At 51.5% G+C, this 21,571-nt stretch carries 20 protein-coding genes and 1 other RNA gene; 15 read left to right on the forward strand and 6 right to left on the reverse strand.

Annotation, left to right across the window (positions count from 1 at the left end):
- Positions 1-193: 193 nt before the first annotated feature.
- The 3 genes from AAF564_16350 (at position 194) to AAF564_16360 (ending at position 4,602) form a co-directional block, all read left to right on the forward strand.
- Positions 194-2,794 carry a TonB-dependent receptor gene (locus AAF564_16350; GenBank protein MEM8487126.1) on the forward strand — a complete coding sequence of 867 codons (2,601 nt, stop codon included), beginning with the start codon at positions 194-196 and terminating at the stop codon, positions 2,792-2,794.
- A 36-nt stretch (positions 2,795-2,830) separates the two neighbouring features.
- Positions 2,831-3,505, forward strand: a complete 675-nt coding sequence (gene rpe, locus AAF564_16355; GenBank protein ID MEM8487127.1) for a ribulose-phosphate 3-epimerase — start codon at positions 2,831-2,833, stop codon at positions 3,503-3,505.
- A gap of 77 nt (positions 3,506-3,582) precedes the next feature.
- Positions 3,583-4,602 carry a fatty acid desaturase family protein gene (locus AAF564_16360; protein ID MEM8487128.1) on the forward strand — a complete coding sequence of 340 codons (1,020 nt, stop codon included), beginning with the start codon at positions 3,583-3,585 and terminating at the stop codon, positions 4,600-4,602.
- A 75-nt stretch (positions 4,603-4,677) separates the two neighbouring features.
- Here AAF564_16360 and AAF564_16365 read toward each other — a convergent pair whose 3' ends face one another.
- Complete coding sequence (locus tag AAF564_16365) at positions 4,678-5,631, reverse strand: EamA family transporter (GenBank protein ID MEM8487129.1); 954 nt, start codon at positions 5,629-5,631, stop codon at positions 4,678-4,680.
- Between the two features lie 147 nt (positions 5,632-5,778).
- On the opposite strand from AAF564_16365, the gene AAF564_16370 reads away from it, so the two are divergent.
- The 7 genes from AAF564_16370 (at position 5,779) to AAF564_16400 (ending at position 13,280) form a co-directional block, all read left to right on the forward strand.
- Positions 5,779-6,663 carry a LysR family transcriptional regulator gene (locus AAF564_16370; GenBank protein MEM8487130.1) on the forward strand — a complete coding sequence of 295 codons (885 nt, stop codon included), beginning with the start codon at positions 5,779-5,781 and terminating at the stop codon, positions 6,661-6,663.
- Positions 6,660-7,529, forward strand: a complete 870-nt coding sequence (locus tag AAF564_16375; GenBank protein MEM8487131.1) for an SDR family oxidoreductase — start codon at positions 6,660-6,662, stop codon at positions 7,527-7,529. The genes AAF564_16370 and AAF564_16375 overlap by 4 nt, the downstream gene beginning before the upstream one ends.
- 57 nt (positions 7,530-7,586) lie before the next feature.
- Positions 7,587-10,124: a primosomal protein N' gene (priA, locus tag AAF564_16380; GenBank protein ID MEM8487132.1), complete on the forward strand. Its 2,538-nt coding sequence runs from the start codon at positions 7,587-7,589 to the stop codon at positions 10,122-10,124.
- A gap of 151 nt (positions 10,125-10,275) precedes the next feature.
- An RNA gene (gene ffs, locus AAF564_16385) (signal recognition particle sRNA small type) lies at positions 10,276-10,375 on the forward strand.
- 287 nt (positions 10,376-10,662) lie between these two features.
- Complete coding sequence (gene yajC / locus AAF564_16390) at positions 10,663-10,962, forward strand: preprotein translocase subunit YajC (protein ID MEM8487133.1); 300 nt, start codon at positions 10,663-10,665, stop codon at positions 10,960-10,962.
- 204 nt (positions 10,963-11,166) lie between these two features.
- Positions 11,167-12,474, forward strand: coding sequence for a bifunctional 3,4-dihydroxy-2-butanone-4-phosphate synthase/GTP cyclohydrolase II (locus tag AAF564_16395; GenBank protein ID MEM8487134.1), 1,308 nt, complete (start codon positions 11,167-11,169; stop codon positions 12,472-12,474).
- A 242-nt stretch (positions 12,475-12,716) separates the two neighbouring features.
- A complete protein-coding gene (locus AAF564_16400; protein ID MEM8487135.1) occupies positions 12,717-13,280 on the forward strand; it encodes a TetR/AcrR family transcriptional regulator in 564 nt (187 codons plus the stop codon).
- A 19-nt stretch (positions 13,281-13,299) separates the two neighbouring features.
- Here the strand turns inward: AAF564_16400 and AAF564_16405 are convergent, their stop codons facing one another.
- A complete protein-coding gene (locus AAF564_16405) occupies positions 13,300-13,953 on the reverse strand; it encodes a S24 family peptidase (GenBank protein ID MEM8487136.1) in 654 nt (217 codons plus the stop codon).
- A 247-nt stretch (positions 13,954-14,200) separates the two neighbouring features.
- Positions 14,201-14,983 (reverse strand): DNA repair protein RecO, encoded by a 783-nt coding sequence (recO, locus tag AAF564_16410; protein ID MEM8487137.1) that lies wholly within the window; start codon positions 14,981-14,983, stop codon positions 14,201-14,203.
- A 415-nt stretch (positions 14,984-15,398) separates the two neighbouring features.
- Here recO and AAF564_16415 point away from each other — a divergent pair, with 415 nt between their 5' ends.
- On the forward strand, positions 15,399-15,887 hold the full coding sequence (locus AAF564_16415; GenBank protein ID MEM8487138.1) for a helix-hairpin-helix domain-containing protein: 489 nt from the start codon (positions 15,399-15,401) through the stop codon (positions 15,885-15,887).
- Positions 15,888-15,929: 42 nt separating this feature from the next.
- On the opposite strand, the gene AAF564_16420 is transcribed toward AAF564_16415, so the two are convergent.
- Positions 15,930-16,100 carry a hypothetical protein gene (locus AAF564_16420; GenBank protein MEM8487139.1) on the reverse strand — a complete coding sequence of 57 codons (171 nt, stop codon included), beginning with the start codon at positions 16,098-16,100 and terminating at the stop codon, positions 15,930-15,932.
- A gap of 158 nt (positions 16,101-16,258) precedes the next feature.
- On the opposite strand from AAF564_16420, the gene AAF564_16425 reads away from it, so the two are divergent.
- Together AAF564_16425 and AAF564_16430 are read left to right on the forward strand one after the other, a co-directional pair.
- On the forward strand, positions 16,259-16,951 hold the full coding sequence (locus tag AAF564_16425; protein ID MEM8487140.1) for a response regulator transcription factor: 693 nt from the start codon (positions 16,259-16,261) through the stop codon (positions 16,949-16,951).
- A 113-nt stretch (positions 16,952-17,064) separates the two neighbouring features.
- Positions 17,065-17,697, forward strand: coding sequence for a hypothetical protein (locus AAF564_16430; protein ID MEM8487141.1), 633 nt, complete (start codon positions 17,065-17,067; stop codon positions 17,695-17,697).
- A 37-nt stretch (positions 17,698-17,734) separates the two neighbouring features.
- Here the strand turns inward: AAF564_16430 and AAF564_16435 are convergent, their stop codons facing one another.
- Positions 17,735-18,124, reverse strand: coding sequence for a four helix bundle protein (locus tag AAF564_16435; GenBank protein ID MEM8487142.1), 390 nt, complete (start codon positions 18,122-18,124; stop codon positions 17,735-17,737).
- Positions 18,125-18,228: 104 nt separating this feature from the next.
- Between AAF564_16435 and AAF564_16440 the strand changes: the two genes are divergently transcribed.
- Both AAF564_16440 and AAF564_16445 read left to right on the forward strand, forming a co-directional pair.
- Positions 18,229-19,605: a dipeptidase gene (locus AAF564_16440; protein MEM8487143.1), complete on the forward strand. Its 1,377-nt coding sequence runs from the start codon at positions 18,229-18,231 to the stop codon at positions 19,603-19,605.
- 200 nt (positions 19,606-19,805) lie between these two features.
- On the forward strand, positions 19,806-20,981 hold the full coding sequence (locus AAF564_16445) for a Na/Pi symporter (GenBank protein ID MEM8487144.1): 1,176 nt from the start codon (positions 19,806-19,808) through the stop codon (positions 20,979-20,981).
- A 186-nt stretch (positions 20,982-21,167) separates the two neighbouring features.
- On the opposite strand, the gene AAF564_16450 is transcribed toward AAF564_16445, so the two are convergent.
- A partial coding sequence (locus tag AAF564_16450) for a T9SS type A sorting domain-containing protein (GenBank protein MEM8487145.1) occupies positions 21,168-21,571 on the reverse strand: 404 nt, incomplete at its 5' end.

The following is a 21,571-nucleotide window of genomic DNA, read 5'->3' on the forward strand; positions in this document are numbered from 1 at the left end:
ACTCCTTGATATCCTCACTCCTCAACAGTATCGCTTCACGGCCAGCTGAGTGCTCCAGTGTGCCAAGGTAGGCCAAAATGCACAGCCAACTATCTATAGTACACAAGAACGCAAATCGTCGAAGGCGAAAACATCAAGGTGGTCAAAGCCGATGGCTCCGCCCGCCCGCAGAACATGAAAGGCTTCGGCGACGGTGTTTGGAGCGGCAACTCCCAACTTTGGTGGATCCCTGAGAAAAAAGACGCCACCCTCACCGCTGAGTTCTCCGTTCCCAAAACTGGAGAGTATCACATCCACTTCGCTGCGACTAAGGCCGTCGACTACCACCGACCGCGAAATCCAGAGTGATGTAACCGCGACGTCTGCCAACACATTACGACTGGTGACAGGGGTGGATCATGCACAAACAGGGATCGACAGAAGAGAAATAGCCCTCCGTGGCTTCAACAACTCGGTCACCGGTGAAACCTACGTCCTCACCGACTACCGGCTCTCTGCAGCACCAGGCATGGCCATCAATGCCTACGGGCTCATGCCTATTGCCTCCCTCGATATGGACAGAATTGAAGTTGTTCGCGGACCCGGCGCAGCTTTGTATGGATCAGGCGTTGACCAGGGCCTCATGCATTTTGTTACCAAAAGCCCGTTTTCCTATCCAGGCACCAGTTTGTCTGTTGGGGGAGGAGAACGCAGCCTGCTTGATGTAGAAATGCGACACGCCGGCACCCTTGGCTCCCGATTCGGCTATAAAATTGTCGGCGAATACGCCAGTGGCGATGACTGGGCACTGGAAGCTGACAACCCCGTCGATGCAACCCTGATTGCCCGCGAAGGCGGGACCGGCCGTGATCCTGACTTCTGGAAATATGGCATTACGGGCACTCTGGAATATCGACCAACATCGGGCATACGCATTGTTGCAAACGGAGGATATCTCTCCCAAAAAATGTCGCTACTCACAGGCATTGGCGCAGCGCAGACAGACAACTTTGCCTATACGTTCGCACAATTGCGCGTACACGCCGGCAATTTGTTTGCCCAGGTGTACATGAATCAAAACGACAGCGGCGACTCATTCTACTACGGCCCAACGAGCCTGACCGATCAACTGCTGCGCATCACCGACCAGACCGTTTTATGGAATTCACAGGCGCAGTACACCTTTTCTTTCCTGGAAGGCCGGCAAAACCTGCTTGTAGGCACGGACTTCAAACGCACCTCCCCCAGAACTGCAGGCACGCTACACGGCCGCAACGAAGCCATTGACCAAATTGATGAACTGGGTGTATTTCTGCAGTCAGCAACCCTGGCAACCGATCAACTGGATGTCACGGCTGCGATCCGGGCCGACTACAACAACGTCGACGAGAAAGTCCGCTTCTCACCCCGTGCAGGACTAGTATTCAAGATCACGCCAACCCACACGTTTCGCGTAGCAGCCAACCGCGCATTTGGCGCGCCGGGCCTCAACCCAAACTTCCTCGACATGAACGTGTCGACGCTCTTTACAGCGGCTTCTTTTGGCGTGTCGCTACAAGGCAGGGGGGCGCATGAAGGATTCACCTTTGCCAACTTCCGGGACCAGCAAACGGTGACCTTTTTACTGCCAGACATTGGCGATCTCGACAATCAGAACAACCCTTCTTTTTTTGGTACGCAGGTCGCGCTGGACCAGATACCTGTAGCTCCTGTGTATGAGAACTTTGCCAGCCGGCTTGGGAATGTGCTTACCACAGGCGCTGCACTCCCGCCGGCGTTTGCCAACCTGTCCGCAACAGACCGGGATCGATTTGCCGCACTCCTGAACCAACTTTCCCCTTTCATCGGAGGCAATGCAGCAGGAGCACTTGGAGTCCCTGACATAAATGGTGATGGATTTCTTCCTGCAAGCGATCCGACAGACATCAAGCCACTAGAACAATCTGTCACCAATACGCTTGAGTTTGGATACAAGGGCCTGATAGGTAACCGCATTGTTGTCGCAACAGACATCTATTTCACCCAGAAGAGAAACTTTGTTGGTCCCCTGCTGCTAGAGTCCCCTTATGTGCTTTTGCCTGGTATAAGCGCAACCATTAACGGGCAAATCACCCCGTTTGTAGAAGACTTTGCGCAAGCAGATCCTATCCTGGCTGCAGTACTGCAAAACATGGGTGTAACCGCAGAAGGCGCCGCCGCCCTCATAGCAGATCTAATCGAAACGGGATTTGATGGATTTGACGGGTATGCAGCAAGTCCGGTTGCCATTGTTCAACCAGACCAAACCATATTGTCTGAGGAAGCTGCGAACACAACGATAGGTGGACTACTGACCTACCGCAACTTTGGCAACGTAACGCTATGGGGCGTTGACCTGGCACTTGAATACCTGTATTCAGATCGGTTGCGGTTGTTTGGCAATACGTCATTTGTTAGCGACGACTTTTTCGACAACACCGAGTTGGAAGAAGAAGACACAAACCTGGCTGTTGCACTCAACGCACCAACATTCAAGTTAAGCATGGGCTTCGACTACCAGTTGCCTCGCGGCCTTTCTTTCCGAATGGCCGGCAGATATATCAGCGAATTCCCGGTTCGCTCTGGGCCGTTTACCGGTATTGTAGACAACTACGCAGTCCTCGACGCAGGAATTGGCTACGACTTTGGCCGGCAGATCTCAGGCTTGCGACTCGATGTAACGGCACAAAATCTGCTCACTGTTGTTGATGGTAAAACGACCACGCGGCACAGAGAATTTGTTGGTGCGCCACAAATCGGCCGCCTTGTTATGGCCCGGCTCGTGTTCACTTTCTGACCCCCTGCGCACCGCGCAGCAATTTTCCCCAGGCTCATGGTAAAACTGGCTCCTTCTATTCTTTCGGCAGATTTTGGCCGTCTCGAAGCACACGCACGCGAAGCCCTGGAGGCTGGCGCAGACTGGCTTCATGTGGATGTAATGGATGGCCACTTCGTCCCAAACATTACCATAGGCCCGCTCATCGTGGATGCACTGAAGCCGCTGTCCCAGGAAACAGGTGCGCCACTCGATGTTCACCTGATGATTGAGCAACCTGAGTTGTACGTCAAAGCTTTTGCCGACGCCGGCGCGCACCGGCTTACCGTACACGTGGAAGCCTGCACACACCTGCACCGTACAATCCAGCAAATCCGGGAATGTGGCATAAATGCCGGCGTGACGCTCAATCCTGCTACGCCACTGAGCGCGATCGAAGAAATTCTGCCTTATGTAGATCTTGTGCTGATAATGACTGTGAATCCGGGGTTTGGTGGACAACAATACATCCCGACCAGCACCAACAAAATCAAGCGACTGAAACGCCAGCTGAATGACAAGGGCCTCTCGCCCTTTTTGCAGGTTGATGGAGGAATCAAAACCTCCAACGTAGCAGAAGTGGTAGCAGCCGGCGCGGATGTCATTGTCGCAGGTAGTGCAATTTTTGGTGGCACACAATCCGTTGCAGAAAACGTCGCTGCCTTTCGAGATGCCCTCATGCTGCGCGCCTGATCAGGCCGCATTAAATAATGAGCCTGTTCACTGGGTGATGCTGTGTAAAAGGATACAACGCAAAACCGAGGTATCCAGTGAAAAACACAGCATCACATCACCATCATCATGCACCGCTTGCTCGGCATGAACAGCTTAACAAGGCAACAATCCGTCAGCTCTCCCAGCTTAAGCCCTGGCGCTCTACAGCCCATCTATTCCTCGAGTATGTATTCATTTTTGTAGCCATACTCCTCGTCAACCAGTACAGAAATCCTATCCTCTACATTTTAACAGTGATGTGGATAGGCGCGCGCCAACATGCCATGGCCATTATGCTGCATGAGGCCTCACACTACCGCATTGTCAAAAACAAAAAACTGAACGATCTGATGGGCGAAGTCCTGCTGGCTTTTCCGCTCTTTGTAACCGTTCACTCGTACCGCCTTAGCCATATGGCCCATCACCGGCACACAAACACGTCTTTTGACCCTGACTGGGTGAGCAAAGAAACACCAGAGTGGGAATTCCCGAAAACCCGAAACGAACTGTTCTTTATCCTTGCAAAAATCCTGATGGGGATGAATGCATTCTGGATGGTAAAACTCATTGTATCAGGCGGGCGCTCTGCCAAAGCAGATACATCATCGGTATCAAAGGAAAAGAAAGCCTCGCGCTTGTTTGTTGCCGGCCGAATCAGCTATTACGTGGCCCTTGTAGCTGTGCTGAGCTACTTTGGCCTGTGGCTGCAATTCTTCCTTTTCTGGATTGTGCCCTTGTTCACCTGGTTACAGGTAATCCTCCGCATTCGCAGCATTGCGGAGCACTTTGGACTGGACTATGACCACACGTTTACCAATGCGCGAACCACCTATCCTTCGCTGTTTGACAGGATTTTTCTGGTGTCAAAAAATGTGTGGTTTCACCTCGACCATCACCTGTACCCAAGCGTGCCTTTTTACAACTTGCCGGCATTACACGAAGAACTACAGAAAATCCCATCTTTCAGGGACAAAGCACACATTACCCAGAGCTACTACGGTGTGCTCATGGAATGCACCAGCGAACCCATGCTCAAAGCACACCACGAACACGAAGCAGCATTATCTCCTTCGTAAATAATTGTCCCCTGGCAATCACAGGGCAAGCTTAAACCAGTAAAGGCCGGCATGTGCCGGCCTTTACTGGTTACCTCAACTGGTCTCTTTTATCTGAAATCGGCGTTTGGCTACAAAAGGTTTTCGGGCTGTTTTCTTCCCGGGTCCAAAGCGGATGACAATAACCACTGCAGAAATGAGCAGCATGGACGCAAGCAGAATGCGGGTTGTAATTTCTTCACCGGCAAAAGCCCACCCCAGGTACATCGCCACAACCGGATTGACGTATGCATAGGTTGAAACGCGCGCCGGCGAGGTATTACGCATCAGCCAGATGTAAGCGCTAAATGCGATGAATGAACCAAATACGAGTAGGTAGAGCCATGCTGCAATTGAACGTGTAGAAAGTAGCGCAACAGAAATTGTGGGATCTTCGCCAATCGCGATGCCGGCCAAAAGCAAAGCTACACCGCCTCCTGTCATCTGCATAGCGGTAGCCATAAACGGATCTTTAGGCATGTCGCAAGAACGGCCCTGAATCGAGCCCAAACTCCAGCTAATGGCACCGCCAAGAATCCCCAAAATCGCCAGCACATTTGCATCCATACCGTGCGTAAACGTCTCAGGGTCAACAAGCAGAAACACCCCAACCAATCCGATTGCAAATCCTCCAAAGAAAATCGCTGAAGGACGCGCAGCGCCTTTCCACAACCAGTCCACCAATACCATCCAGAGCGGCACCGTGGTAAGAAGCAGCGCTGTCAATCCTGTCGGAATGTACTGCATGGCAAGGGCCACGCTACCAGTGCCCAGGCATAACATGAGTGCGCCCACGACAAATGCAGAACGCCATTGCGTCATCGTAGGAGAAGCTGCCCCACGCAGACGCAACCAGACCAGCATAATCACACCAGCAATCCCAAAGCGGAAACCAAGCATTGTCAACGGAGGAATCGTCTCACTCGCGATCTGGATTGCCAGATAAGTTGAACCCCAAATAAAATATACAGCCAGAAATGCAAGTACCATCATGGTTGATCTGGCGGACATGAAATCTCTGAATTGTCTGATCATTGGACCCTCCTTAATCAATGTCGAAAACCGACGTGGCAGAAGTTGTATGGCTGATGAAACGCAGCGGAACCTATAAGATCCATTTATTATATTAATGATATCTATAAGAAATTCTAATACCTGATGTTAAACGATTTACCCATAGATCAACTCCGCAGCCTGGTGACGATATCAGAAACCAGCAGCTTTACGCTGGCTGCAGAGAAACTGTACCGCACCCAGCCGGCGCTCAGTCTGCAGATCAAAAAACTTGAGGAACGCGTCGGCACACCGCTGCTTGCACGCAATGGCAGATCGATCGGCGTAACAGAGGCCGGCAAGGTGCTGGTCGACTATGCCCACAAAATCCTGGACCTCAGTGAGGAGGCAGTGGCCCGCCTTTCGGTTACAGAAACTGAGGGCATTGTCAGCATTGGCGTGCTGGAGGAGGTGACCATTGGCCCGCTCGTCCAGTTACTGACAAAATTTGGCCGGCTGTGCACCAAAGTGCGGATCGAACTGAACGTGTCAACCAGTTTTCAGTTGGCCCAGGATATCAAAGCCAATACCCTGTGTCTCGCCGTAGCCAACAACAGCTATGCACACGGCCACACCATCCCGCTTTGGCAAGAAAACTATTTATGGGCCCACAACCCTATCCACGACTTGCTGTCACAAGACTCCATCCCGCTGGTCATTGACACAGAATCTCCCTGCATATTACAAGACAAAGGCATCAAAGACATTGAGGCGCAGTACACTAAGTGGCATGTTGCGTTCAGTAGTATTAGCCTTTCAGCCATGCAGGCTGCAGTTCGGGCAGGACTTGGCGTTGGGTTCTTGCCTGAAAGTGCAATGACGCCAGATATCATTCCGATTGACCTGGACCAGGTGCCAACATCCCGGCCAACAACAATTGCGTTGTACCGGAGCACAGAGGCAAAGTCTGATGCAGTAAATACGCTTGCAGATTTCCTCATAGCGCACTTACAAACGGCCCCCTTCCTGACACAACTGCACATGGTATGACTGGAAAAATCTGTATCGTAACAGGCGCCAACTCAGGGATTGGCCTCGAAACGGCACGTAGTCTAGCCACGCGTGGCGCCACCGTTGTACTCGCTTGCAGAAACAAGCAAAAAGGCGAGGCAGCCCTTGCATCACTGCGATCGGCAACCAACAACAATGCGTTGCATCTCATGCTTGTCGATCTGGCAGACATGGATTCAATCCGGAAGATGGCTGCTGCCTTCAAACAGCGGTTTCAGCAATTGGACTTGCTGGTCAACAACGCCGGCGCTTTTATGCCCGCACGCCAGACCTCCGTTGATGGGTATGAACTAACGTTTGCAACCAACCATCTCGCCTATTTCCTGCTCACGCATTTGTTATTGGATCTGCTCATTGCGACGCCAGAATCGCGTGTTGTCAATGTAAGTTCAGATGCGCACCGTGGTGGAGCCGTACATTTTGACGACCTGCAATTGAAAAAGGGATACGGCGGCTACAAAGCGTACGCACAATCCAAGTTGGCCAACATTCTTTTTTCAAACGAACTGGCGCGCCGGCTGGACACAGCAAATCCAACGGTGAACAGCCTGCATCCTGGTGTGGTTGCAACCAACTTTGGCAGCGGCAAGTCAGGTTTTTTCAGTTTCTTTTTCAGGATTTTCAGCCCGTTCTTTTTGTCACCCAAAGCCGGCGCCCAAACTTCGATTTACCTGGCAACTTCCCCCGAAGTAATGGGTGTTACGGGCAAGTACTTTGACCGTAGCAAACCGCGTACGCCATCTGCCGCAGCCCGCGATGCAGATGCAGCCAAACGCCTCTACGAAATCACCGCCCAACTCACAGGCGTCATCCCAATTGATGACATACAGACGTCATCTGGTTAGCGTACGCTGTATATTCGATTTCCAGCTTTAATCACCTGCGCGGCTGCCTGCCATTTTATGAATCCAGAGGCCCCGACATCGCATCCTGCGGCATCGTCTACAGCACCACGCCCCGTAACGGCTTCCGTGGCACAGGTTGCCATGCCGCTCCCGATCGAAACGACCTTTACGTACGCGATTCCTGCAGACATGGAGGCAGATGCCCAACCAGGAACGCGGGTGATTGTGCCTTTTGGCAACAGGGTGCTGACTGGGTTGATTGTAGAAACACTGCCGGCACGGGAGCTCGACAAAAAGACCCGATTCCTGCAGGACGTGCTCGATACAACGCCGGCTTTCACCAGTGAAATGCTCGCGCTTACCAAATGGATTGCGTCCTATTACCTTTGCGGATGGGGAGAAGTGATTCGCGCGGCTTTGCCAACGGGTACCAACCAGGAGCAAATTTATCAGATCAGTCCTAACCAGCAACAACCTGTATCAGCCCCTGAGAAACCAACACTGCGCACCCTGCTTGACCTGATCAAAGCACAGGGACACACCACGCAAAAAGCGCTTAAAAAAGTCGACCCACGTGCATCGCTCTCTAACCTTCGCGCATTGGATGCAGCCGGCTATATCACCCTGGAGGCTATACTCGATAAGCCCAGGGTAAACATCAAAAAAGCAAAATACCTCACCCTCTCAGATACCTGTAACACCCTTGAACAACTTGCACAGGCAAAGGCTACCATTCGCGGCGTTAAACAATTGGCTGTGCTGGATGCTTTGTTTGCGCACTACGAAGATGGTGACGCGATGCCGGCGCAGGCAACCATCCTCTCAAAAACAGGTGCTGCCGCCAGCACACTCAAAGGACTCGTAAAGAAAGGCTTCATCACCATCGTGGAGAAAGAGGTCATTCGCACGCCCCTTGGCGAAGTAGCCGCAAATGACGCCCCCCCACCGAAATACAAGCTGCACATTGCGCAAGAGCAGGCCCTTGAGTCCATTTACGCTGCCATTACAAAAGAAAGGTTTGAGACCTTCCTGCTCCATGGTGTGACGGGTAGCGGTAAAACTGAAGTCTACATTGCAGCACTCAAAGCCGTGCTTGCAAAAGGTCAAACGGGTATTGTCCTCGTACCAGAAATTGCATTGACCCCGCAAACGGTGGCCCGATTCAGGTCGCATTTTGGCGATCAAATTGCCGTACTGCATTCACGCATGAGCCTCGGTGAGCGGTATGATGCCTGGCGCAACCTGCGCAATGGACGCTACAACGTTGTCATAGGCCCGCGATCAGCTATCCTTGCGCCCTTGTCTAATATTGGGCTGATTGTAGTGGACGAAGAACATGAAACGTCATACAAGCAATTTGACCCCGCACCCCGATATCATGCGCGCGATGTTGCCGTGGTTCGTGCAAGCATGAACAATGCGGTATGCATCCTGGGCTCAGCAACACCGAGCCTGGAGAGTTACGTTAACGCCTACATTGGCGACAAGTACACCTACCTCTCCATGCCCGATCGGGTGCCTGTGCCCGGACACGAAGCAGCGCCACTTCCAACGGTGCGCACCATTAACCTTACCCTCGAAAAGCGGAAGCACAAATTACCCGGTACATTAAGCCAGGCATTGCGTGTGGCCATTGCAGACCGACTCGAAAAACAAGAGCAGGTCATTCTTTTGCAAAACAGGCGCGGGTATTCGTCGCTGGTAGAATGTAAGTCTTGCGGCTGGTCGCCTAGCTGTGATGATTGCGCAGTTACCCTGACGTACCATAAGGTCCACCATCACTTGCGCTGTCATTATTGTGGACAAACGCAGCGGTTACCGCGTAAATGTCCTGATTGCGGTGGCACAGAGATTACACGGCTTGGCGCCGGCACACAACGAATTGAGGAAGAACTGGAAACCCAATTCCCGCAGGCGCGCCTGCTACGCATGGACCTCGACACAACGACTGGGAAAAACGCACACTTTAAGATTCTAGACAAGTTTGCGCGGGGAGAAGCAGATATTCTGATTGGCACCCAGATGGTAGCCAAAGGCCTGGACTTCGGTCGCGTCACGCTGGTTGGTGTAGTTAATGCTGATGTAGGCATGCTTATGCCAGACTTCAGAGCAGAAGAGCGCAGCTTCCAATTGCTCACACAGGTTGCCGGCCGCGCCGGCCGCAGCAAACTGCGTGGGGAAGTGATTTTACAGACGCGAAATCCCGAGCACGCAGTATTACAATTTGCAGCGAAGCATGATTACACAAACTTTGCGCGTATCGCACTCGGAGAGCGGCATGTATTGGGTTATCCACCTTATGGTCGCGTGGTACGCGTTGAATTCAGGGGCCCACATGAACGCACAACAGAATCGCTTGCCCTTAAATGGCACCGCGGCCTGACGGCGCCTAAAGGGATCCAGGTACTCGGCCCACAACCTGCTTTCATCAGTCGGATACAGAAATCCTACCGCTTTCACATCATCCTGAAGGCGCCGCGTACGATCAAAATGGAAGCCATTGGGCAGGCCATCAAAGAAGCCACAAAGCGGGCCGGCAGCATGCCCCAAAACTACCGTATAGCTGTTGATGTAGATGCTGTATCACTATTCTGATTTGGTAACGTCCAGCAGCAGCTCGCGTGCAGATTTTTAGCCATGACAGGTAGGAATCAAACTTAAGGAAACAGGCAGACCCGCCCGGAACCTAATTGATTGGCTACTGTTTCTGAGGTTTGCATAAGTATGCAGGGTTCTGCGTCTACATGGGCAAGTCCCGTACGACCAGCTCCCTCTGAACCCCGTCAGGACCGGAAGGTAGCAGCGGTAGGAGGTTGTAGCGGTGCGATACGGTTCGCTTGCCCACTTTTTTTGCCCTCATTTTTTGTGCACCCGTTAGTGTACCACCAGGTGTAAAGCGCCCCCCGCATCACTTCTTTACAAAAACCTCATTTGCATTTGCCACAGCGCAATTTGACCTTGGAGAGACTGGACAAAACGATTTGTCCAGTTAGTTAAAAGTTGCTAGTTGAAGGTTTAAGGTTGCTCATTGTCTGAAGATCAGCCCTAAAACTTTCAACTTGTAACCAGTAACTTTAAACCTGCCGAAAACTAGTTTTCGGCCCACCATAAGTAGAACCATCCCGTTAGAGTAATGGACGTTTTTTTCTTGATGGCGCAGCCTGGTGCTGAACCCAACCCAATCGCCACTTTCCTGCCACTCGTCTTAATTTTTGTTGTTTTTTACTTCTTCATCATCCGTCCGCAGCGCAAAAAAGAAGATGAGCGCAAGTCGATGATCGAAGCAGTCAAGAAAGGCGACAAAGTGATCACTATTGGCGGGTTGTATGGCAATGTTACCCAGATCGACGAAAGCAGTCTGCTTGTTCAAGTAGACACCAATACAAAGCTTCGTGTCGAAAAGAACGCCATTGCACGCGTTGAGCAGAAGTAATCTTTCTGCCCGGTAGGTATAGCGCTGGCCAGAAGTGCTTTAACAAAAGCAGGGACATCATGTCCGCAACTGGCCGGCCAATGTGCCACCAACCAAGCATTTTTTCGCCCGGTTGCATCTGAGGGCAGTGTGATTTCACGTTTGAACCTGTTTGTATATCAAGGGTTAAACTGCCCACTTCTGTTAGTAACCGCGTAGCGACATATGTCAGCAAATCTTAAGAACACCGGGGCAGGTGAGAGTGGTAACCATTCAACGCACGAAGGCGTTGAATTCGACTCCATCGAATCTGCTATTACGGCAGTAAAGCAAGGCCGCCTTGTCATCGTAGTGGACGACGAAGACCGTGAAAACGAGGGCGACTTTATTGGTGCAGCTGAAGCCATCACCCCTGAGCTTGTAAATTTCATGGCCACCGAAGGGCGTGGCCTTATCTGCGTACCCATTACCCGGGAACGTACCGTTGAACTCGACCTCGACATGATGGCGAGCTCAAACACCTCGCTCCACGAGACGTCTTTCACCATTTCTGTAGACTATCGACTGGGCACAACTACGGGCATTTCTGCTGCTGATCGTGCAAAAACGATAGCTGCCCTGGCGGATCCTGCGACAAAGCCTTCAGACTTTGCCAAACCAGGCCATGTATTCCCGCTACGCTCCTTCGATGGCGGCGTCCTTCGTCGCGCCGGCCACACCGAAGCTGCCACAGACCTGGCCCGCATGGCCGGATTTCAGGAGGCAGGCGTACTCGTCGAAATCTTGAATGAAGACGGTAGCATGGCACGCGTACCGCAACTGCTGACGCTTGCCAAGCGCTTCGACATGCCTTTCATCACTATCAAGGACCTGATTGCCTACCGAATGCGCAATGAAGTGCTTGTTCGCAAGGTTATTGAAGTCGACATGCCCACAGCGTATGGCGAATTTAAGATGACGGCTTTTGAAGAACGGCTCACAGGCGACGTCCACCTTGCAATGCACAAAGGGACCTGGAAAGCTGATGAGCCCGTCCTTGTTCGTGTCCACTCGCAGTGCGTCACCGGCGACATCTTCGGCTCCATGCGCTGCGACTGTGGGGACCAACTTGTACACGCCTTGCAGCAGATAGAAAAAGAGGGTAGCGGTATGCTGCTCTACATGAAACAGGAAGGACGCGGCATTGGCCTGATCAACAAATTACGGGCCTACAAGCTCCAGCAGGAAGGCATGGATACGCTCGAGGCCAACCTCGCACTCGGATTTAAAGGGGACCATCGCGACTACGGGATCGGATGCCAGATTTTACGCGACATGAACATCAGCAAACTCCGCCTGATGACCAACAATCCCACAAAACGGGTAGGCCTTTCAGGATACGGCCTCGAGATTGTTGAGCGTGTGCCTATTGAAATCCCCCCAAATGCTGTAAACGAAGCGTATCTCAAAACCAAACGCGATCGGATGGGGCATATGATTTTGTCTGAAATGGGCGAACATGACCAGAACGCACTGGGTAAAATCCTGAAGTAGCCCTACCCTGTAGACCCAAAGCCTTCCCATGGTTCTCTAGCCATTTCCAGTACTGCGCTTGTCGCGCAGGAAATACTGGCTTCATGCGCTAGCTGAGGTTGTGTATATCGATTGGGTTCATGTTGATTTTGTTTGCACAAAACTGCAAAAAGAATCTTATCTTCCGATCAAGCAGTTCCTACCCTCCCACGGTCACTTGCATACATACAGCGCAACATCTACGTGCTGAACCAGAAGTTGACATGGAAACGAAGCCCCTTACCGGAGAAATTCTTGATGCAGCACGCAAGCTGCTCGTGCAGCAAGGATTTGACAGCATGTCCATGCGCAAAATTGCTGCGGAAGCCGGCTGCAAAGCAGCTACCCTCTATTACTATTACAAAAACAAAGAAGCCATCGTAGAGGCCCTTGTGGAAGAGGGCAACCGGCTCCACTACAGAATTTCGAAGGAGATCGCCAACAAACACACAAACCCGGTACTCCGGTTTGAAGCTTTGTTGTGGACATCGCTGGAATTTGGCATCAACAACCCTGCGTATTTCGAGATTCTCTATCTGCTATCGCAGGAAGAGGGGCACGACCACCGGATCATACCCGGACAAGAGCTGGGCCGGCAGGCATTGCGAGAAGCATCCTCCAGTGGTGTGTTGCCGATTGAGGATCCTGATGTGGCCTGTGCAACCAGCTTTGCGATGCTGAATGGGATTATTACAGGTGTGCTCCGCAGTCACTTCTACCCGGAGCTACAAATGGAATCCATAAAAAAAGAGGCTATCCGTCGTATCATGGATAGCCTCAAGGGATAAACTTGTATTGTTTGGCAGATCAGGCAGCTTTGTTACGCATGGTGCGCTTGTAGATGCCATCGCGGTTTACGTGCCCGATGTAGCGGCCGAGTATGTTCACTTCTTCAAACACATCCGGTTTGATGTACACATCCGGGTAGTCGTCGTTTGCCGGCTCGAGCCGTAACCCTTCAGTCTCCTGGTAAATCCGCTTCAGCGAGGTTTCGCCATTATACAGCACAGCTCCGATCCCGCCGTTGGGAATATCATCATCAATGAGGAGCACATAGTCGCCGTCATTGATATCAGCACCAATCATGGACTGGCCCGACACGCGGATGGCAAACATGCGATCCAGCTTTGGAAACAGGGTTTCCAACGTGATGGTGCCCATGTTGGCCTCAACAGCTTCCTGCAGCAAACCAGCCGTGATAATCCCGCGAATAGGGATGCCGGCCATCTGGGCAGGCATATTGGTGGTCATCATATCAGAAAGCTGGTAGCCTTCATCTTCCTTGACCAGAAAACCTTTCTTGAAAAGGGCCTGGAGGTTTTGCGTAACGCTGTTGGGGGAACGGTACCCAAACTCATCCACCAGTTCACGGTAAGTCGGCCATACGCCATTATCTTTGACGTAGTCCTTCAGGTATTTAAGAAACGAGTGTTGTTTACTCGTAAGATGCTTCCGGCTCATGATAAAACTCTCTTCTGGTACAATTAATAGGCGCGCAGCATTCCTTAAACCAGGGCTACTGCAGCAACCAGATTACATGTGCAACGCTTCTTGACATCGGCAAAACGGGCCCGCAATCAAGCATGTAAGCAGAAGAAACTCACATATTTACACATGTGTCACACAAATATAAGAAAGTTTTTATTAGAAGTTCCAGTTTTTCAAACAGAAAGTGTTTTTAGCCGGTTCTTTCAGGCCGCTATACCCATCAGGATTTGAGCTGACCGATGACCCTTTCGCTGCGGGTTGGCAGCATATCTTCAAAGTGGAATTTGAGGTATCGGTCTACCAGATTGCTGGCTTCCAGCATAATTTCTGGCGCCATATGCAGGCGGAGCACAACAGGCAACGTAGCACGGGCAAGAATGGCAAAAGCCCGGAGCGCAGTTCTCGTGGCGAGCAGCGATGTAGTTTTCTGGGCAAAGCGGCCACGAGATGGATCTTCTTCTCCTGTACTTGCCAGGATGGTACCTGAATCAAGCAGCAACACCCCGCCGGCCTCGCCCAGGCTTTCTACTTCATCGCGGTTCACATCGGGTTGAAAGCCGAGACAGGCAGCCATCTGCAACTGAAAATAGAGCCAGATATTATCGGCATGTGCATCTGCAGTATCGAGGTGTTGCAAGCAGGTTACCAGGAGCTGAAAGGCCTGCTCGTTCCGCTCCTCTTGCTGCATAAGCGCCTGAACAAGCTCCACCATCCGTACGCCGACAGCAATTTTGCTGAGGTCATCGGTGATGCCGTTTAGCACCGTAAGGTGTGAGGTTTCGCTAAGCGTTTGCAGGTCACGTGTGCTTTTGTAATAAAAAATGGCCTGGATATGGGCCATGGGCTGCAACGTTGCACCAAACTGGCTCTTGGGCTTCCGCGAGCCTCGGGCCAGGGCTGTAATTTTCCCTTTCTCGCGCGTGAAGAGCGTTACAATCTGACTGGATTCCCGAAAGGGCATTTTACGAAGCACAACGGCTTCAGACCGAAAAATTTGTCCCACGAATTAGCCGTTCAAATGAGGGTATGCCGGCATCGTCTACAACGTCTAACACCTCACACCCAAGGTAATCAATACAGGTGACCCCTGTTTGTCACAGGGTCCGGGAGACAATATAGATTTCTGGCCTGATAGATACGCTGCAGTGGGTGTAGAATGCCGAGTGATGCGATTTAAAGGATTGCACGTACGCTACGTTTTTGTGTTTTCGTATTGCGGTGCTTCTGTTTTGCGCTGTTGAAGTACTGCTAGCAACCCCATTGAATACCGCTGTAGCAAAAAAAGAAAAGCAATCGGCACTCGACACGAACATAAGCTTGCTTATGTGACTCATGAAATAAAATCGGCATTAAACGCAACCCTTAATCCGCATGAGTGCGCGTGTTCTGGATGTTTTCAGCAGAAACACGAAAAGCCAATGGCAAAAAAACCCCGCAACGTGATCTTCCATCTTTACCGGCTACAACAAAAACTCGCAATCACAAACCGCGAAGCGCATGCCCTCACTGTGTTGTTGTTTTTTATTGTACTGGGCACGCTGATTAGTATATATCAAAGCAGTCGACCAGCCGTATCGCCGGGATTTTATGCGACAACGGACAGCCTATTCCTTGCCGCTACAAAAGAGATGCAACAACACACAGCATCAGATACGGTACAGGCAGATACGCCCGCTACAGCCCCTCTCACCTCACAGTTTTTTAAGCCCACTTTCCCTATCAACATTAACACAGCCACGGCGGCCGAGCTCGAGCTACTACCCCGCATTGGCCCACGGATGGCAACGCGAATCATTACATTCAGACAGACCCATGGCGGCTTTCGAACAAAGGCTGAACTTAAACAGATCAAAGGGATCGGCGAGAAAACATATGCCGGCCTGGAGAACAAAATAACCATAGAATAAAGCCGGCGCGTTCCAATCCCCAGGCGCATATTCTGACAACTTTTAGCTATTTTTCTCCCGGGCAGCCTCTTCCAACACCTTTTTTGTCCACGCTTTGCTGGCTTTTTCTTCTCTCACCAAAAATCGATAAATCGGCACCAATAACACTGCTGCAAGTGCAAAAAAGCCCACTAGCGTAGCAATAATGATCCAGGTAAAGTCTTGTTCTTCCATATTATCTACTACAAACCCACAAGTTTTGAGTCGTAAAAGTTGCGATCTAGGTGTCCTGAGCTTTAAACTTAAAGCGTTTAGGGTCACTGGCATTTACTTGAACGCTGACGCCACGGTCAGCTATGCCATGCGCCCCCGCCACCAAACGCTTCAGTGCAATGCAAGCTGTACGCCTGCTAATTGTTGAGGATGACCGGAAAATTGGGTCTGAACTTGAAAGCCTATTTCAAGAAGACGGCTACGAAGTTTCCTGGACGACCGAAGGCGAGCATGCTTTAAAACTTCTCACCAGCTCGCCAGGATTCGACCTGGTGATCCTTGATCTTGGCCTTCCCAAGAAAAACGGGTTCGATGTCATCAAAGACATGCACAAAGCCGGTGTAGATACCCCTGTACTCATTCTCAGTTCGCGCAATTCTGAAGAAGACAAACTGAACGGGTTCAAACTCGGGGCTGAAGACTACGTAACCAAGCCATTCAGCGCCAAAGAATTGGCTGCCCGGTGCAAGGTTATTGTACGCCGGCACAGCACAAGCAACGGCAAAGACTTGGATCGATACAGTTTCGAGGATATCGAAATCAATTTTGGCAGCCATACCGCGCACAAAAACGGCACAGAACTGCAATTCACCGCATTAGAATTTAGCATCATCCACTACTTCATCCAGCACAAAGGCCGCACGGTAAGCCGGCGCCAGCTCCTGCGGGATGTGTGGGGCATCCAGGAAGACATTGCCACGCGGACTATCGACCGGCATGTCGCCTCTCTCCGGAAGAAAATCGAGAACGACCCCACCGAACCGCAGTATATCCAAACCGTATACGGGATAGGGTACAAATTCACTGCGTGAATTTGAGTGTCGAATGCCGATTTTCGAATGCCGAATTGGGTTCGGCGCAGTTTGTTAGAAATGCGCTTTGATTCGCCTCCTTTTGCCAGGCTGCCACGCCACACTCTCCTTGAATGCACCAAAAGTCATCGCCATATCGCCCTGTCTCAAATCCGCATTCAGCAATTATACCTGATCGAATATCGAATAGCGAACAAGGAATTTCGAACCGCAGAAGTAAACCAAAACTCACACTCGACACTCGACACTCGACACTCGGCATTCTACTCGCCTTCCTCCTCACCTCCTGTAATCCCTTCGCCCCTGCCCTCGAAGAAGGCGACCCTTTTGGCAACTTGCTGGGTGACCAGGCAACGGTTGACGGTTTCTTCACCAACTTCCAAACAGCTTATGAGCTGCGCGACATGTCGCTCTACGAGCCGTTACTCGACTCTTCCTTCATCTTCACCTACAACGACTTCGACGTGCAGGTAGAGCGACAGTGGGGCTTTGCGCAGGAGATTGAATCGACCCGCCGGCTCTTCCAAAACGCCAGCCAGATCCGGCTGCAGTGGAATCAGATCATTTCCCAGAACCAGTTCAACGAAAACCTGAGCGCCCGCATCGTCCGGTCTTTCTCGCTCAACATCAGCCTCGAATCCGGCGACGGATTCCGCGGTGACGGCAACGTAAACTTCGTTCTGACCCGAAAAGCCGAAGGTGAACCATGGAAACTGTTCCGCTGGCGCGACGAGAGTGAATTTTAGGGTTGGTTGTTGGTTAACGGTTGTTGGTTGACAGTTGTTATTTGTAACGGGGGCCTTTTCGATTTGAGGAGCGTAGATACTTTATCAGAGCTGAAATTTTCTTAATGATTGACGTTGTTTGATTATAGATTTCCCGAAAGACCTCATCATCAATGTACGCTTCATCAAGTACCGTATATACCAGGCTTCGTATTTCTCCTGCTGAGCCTTTGGATATTGACAGGAAATAGATAAATTCTGCATTAGAACCCCGCTCGAATCCTTCTGCTATATTAGCTGTAACTGAACAGGCTGCTCTTCTTAGTTGCGACTTAAGTGCCCGATCTTCAGAAAATCTGGGAAGCCGAGTAATTTTGTAAATAACCTGGACCAATTGGCGGCCCTCTTGCCAGGCTTCTATGTCCTCAAAACGCATGAATACAGGCATGGAACTGAGTAATAAGTGATCTTTATCAGGATAGACGCAAATACAGGCTAACCTGTACCTAAAAACCGTCAACCAACAACCGTCAACCAACAACCAATCCTAGTATGCAATCCGCCTTACAACACGCTTCGCACCATTTCCCTGACTATGTACAGGAGTTGATCGATCTGCTCAAGATCCAGTCTATCAGTACGGATTCTGCCTATGCCGGCGAAGTGCGGCGGTGTGCGGTGTGGATGGCGGATCACATGAAGGCCATTGGCATCAACAAAGTTGAAGTCATGGATACGCCTGGCCATCCGATCGTGTATGGCGAACACCTCGTCGATCCGTCAAAACCAACAGTGCTCGTTTATGGGCATTACGATGTCCAACCGCCCGATCCACTTGACCTTTGGGAGTCAGATCCGTTTGAACCCATTATCAAAGAAGATGGACGGATTGTGGCGCGTGGCTCGAGTGATGATAAAGGCCAGGTCTTTATCCACTTGAAAGCCATCGAAGCGTACCTCAAAACAGATGGGGTACCCCCACTTAATCTCAAGTTTATCATTGAAGGGGAAGAAGAGAGTGGCTCGGTTAACCTGACCCCGTTTATCGAGAAACACAAGGAGCTGCTCAAAGCAGACGTTGTGGTCATTTCTGATACGTCCATGTTTGCACGTGGCGTACCCTCGATCACGTATGGCCTGCGTGGCCTTGCTTATGTGGAAGTGAAGCTTACCGGCCCTGACCGTGACCTGCACTCCGGCATGTATGGCGGTGGCATCCACAACCCACTCAATGCATTGGCAAAAATGATCGCCGGCCTGCACGATGAAGATCACCAGGTGACGATCGAAGGGTTTTACGACAACGTCCTCGACCTCACCCAGGAGGAGCGTGATACGTTTGCCGCTTTACCGTTTAACCCGGCCGAGTGGGCCGCCTCCGTTGGCGTAGACGTCACTAAAACTGAAGGCGAGTACACAGCCTACGAAGGGACCAGCGCGCGTCCTACGCTCGATGTGAACGGTATCTGGGGCGGCTACCAGGGTGAAGGGGCAAAAACAGTACTGCCCTCTTACGCCGGCGCAAAAATTTCTATGCGGCTTGTGCCCAACCAGCAACCCGACGAAATCACAGCGAAGATCAAAGCCTACTTTGAAGCCAATGTGCCGCCAACCATGAAGCTCGAGTTCAAGGACTTGCACGGCGGCAAAGGGGCCATTGTAGACACCAAACATCCGGCCATGCAGGCTGCAGCCAAGGCGCTGGAAGATACGTACGGTAAAAAGCCGTTTTTCACGCGCGAAGGTGGCTCCATTCCGGTTGTTGCTGAATTCAAAGAAATCTTGGGAATTGACACCGTGTTGATGGGCTTTGGCCTCGACGAAGACGCCATCCATTCCCCCAATGAAAGCTTTGGACAAGATCGCTTCCGGGAAGGCATTCTTTCGGCCATCCGCTTCCTGTCACACTACGCTGAAACGCCGGCGTAACGCATGTGCATACACCTTCACGGCCCGGTTACGTTGCTGGCCGGGCCGTACTATTTTAAGCACTTCCTAAACCGCTCAAACCTATCCCCAGAGCGAATCCATAACAATTTGATAACACAATCCAGTAGCTCCATTTCATGATTTACCAGTAAAATAGCAGAGATTTTGTGCTATCCTCGTGCATTAGCTGGACAATCAAATTGGATTCTATAGATAACACCGCAACCTCTGAGAAAAAAACCGGCCGCGTGCCGTCTGTTGAGGACAGGTTTTCAGAGCCTACGCGCACCATATTGCGGGTAACCGGTCTGATCATGGTGTTGCTGCTGTTTTTCATCAGCCTCGATCTGATGAGCAGCGCTTTCAAGTTCATGGGAAGCGGCTTTGCCGAAAACCTCCTGGCGACCACCGCCAGTCCACTTATCGGCCTCATGACCGGTATTCTTGCGACATCGCTCGTGCAAAGCTCCTCAACGGTCACGTCGCTCACCGTAGCACTTGTAGCGTCTGGTGCGCTGCCCATACAAGGAGCCGTCCCGATTGTTATGGGCGCCAACGTAGGAACAACCGTGACCAACACCATCGTATCGATGGGTCACATCACACGGAAGAACGAGTTTATGCGGGCCATGGCCGGCGCAACCGTACATGACTTTTTCAATTTTGCGGCTGTGATGCTCCTCTTCCCGCTTGAGGTATTGTTCGGGATCATCTCCAAACCGGCCATCTGGCTTGCCTCCGGTATTACCACGGTGGGTGGTGCCGAGTTGTTTAGCCCCCTAAAAGCTGTGGTAAAGCCGATAGCAGGAAGCATCATTGCGATGCTTGGTGAAGTGGGATGGCTTATCCTGATCGTTGGTCTGTTGCTGCTCTTCCTGGCGCTGCGCTATCTCGTAGTGATGCTCAAGAAAATCATGATGGGCCGCACAGAGCGGATTCTGCATAAGTACATCTTTGGCGCACCGATGGCCGCCATGGCGTGTGGGGTTGTGCTTACAGTGCTTGTACAAAGCTCCTCAGTTACCACTTCGGTGATTGTACCGATGGTAGGCGCCGGCATCCTCACGGTCAGGCAGGTGTTCCCCTATACACTAGGGGCGAATGTGGGCACCACGGTCACGGCCCTGCTGGCGTCGCTGGCCCTCGCAGCTGACAATCCTGAAACAGGCATTGCAGCCATCACGGTGGCGCTTGCCCATTTGATCTTCAACCTGTTCGGTATTATTGTGATTTATGGCATCCCGCCGATCCGCGAGATACCCATCAAAATGGCGGAGTGGATGGGGCAGTTGGCCGGCAAAAACAGGCTCTACGCGTTTCTGTACTTGATCAGTATTTTCTTCCTCCTGCCACTGCTGCTTGAATTCATTTTCTAGCGACCGATTTCTTGCAAAGTAAAGCGGCCATTCAGCTATCTGCTGAATGGCCGCTTTAGTTTTTGTATCGGGTTGTTGACGATGAGAAGCCGGGTGCCATTGCTAGCCAGTGCAACACACCCCTGTTCGGCAAGCCGAACTGTCCCCTATCGAGAGGGGAATTTTCTTGATCGTCGGTTTTTGTGGCTAGCGCACAACGGTCATTTGCCGGCTGAACGACTGTGTTGGCGTTTTCAGCTGGTAGATGTACACGCCGCTGGCCAGGTTGCTGGCATCAAACGGAATCGCGTGTTCACCGCTGGCAAACGCCTGGTTGGCAACCACCTCAACGGCTTTGCCAGACACGTCGTACACAGTCAGGTTTACATCTTCCGAGGCACCAAGACTAAACCGTATCGTTGTCTGATTGGCAAACGGATTGGGATAATTCTGGTGCAAATCAAACGCAGTCACAGCACCGGCTTCGGTTGACACACCGGTCCCGGAACCGTTGACGAGATCGAGGCGCTCAAAAGACTGCCCAAAGATATCATCTACCGCTACAGCGCCTACACCCAGCCAGCTTTCAAGGACTGTGGCATAGATCGAAC

This window comes from Bacteroidota bacterium (genome assembly GCA_039111535.1).
In the GTDB taxonomy this organism is placed as follows: Bacteria; Bacteroidota; Rhodothermia; order Rhodothermales; family JAHQVL01; genus JBCCIM01.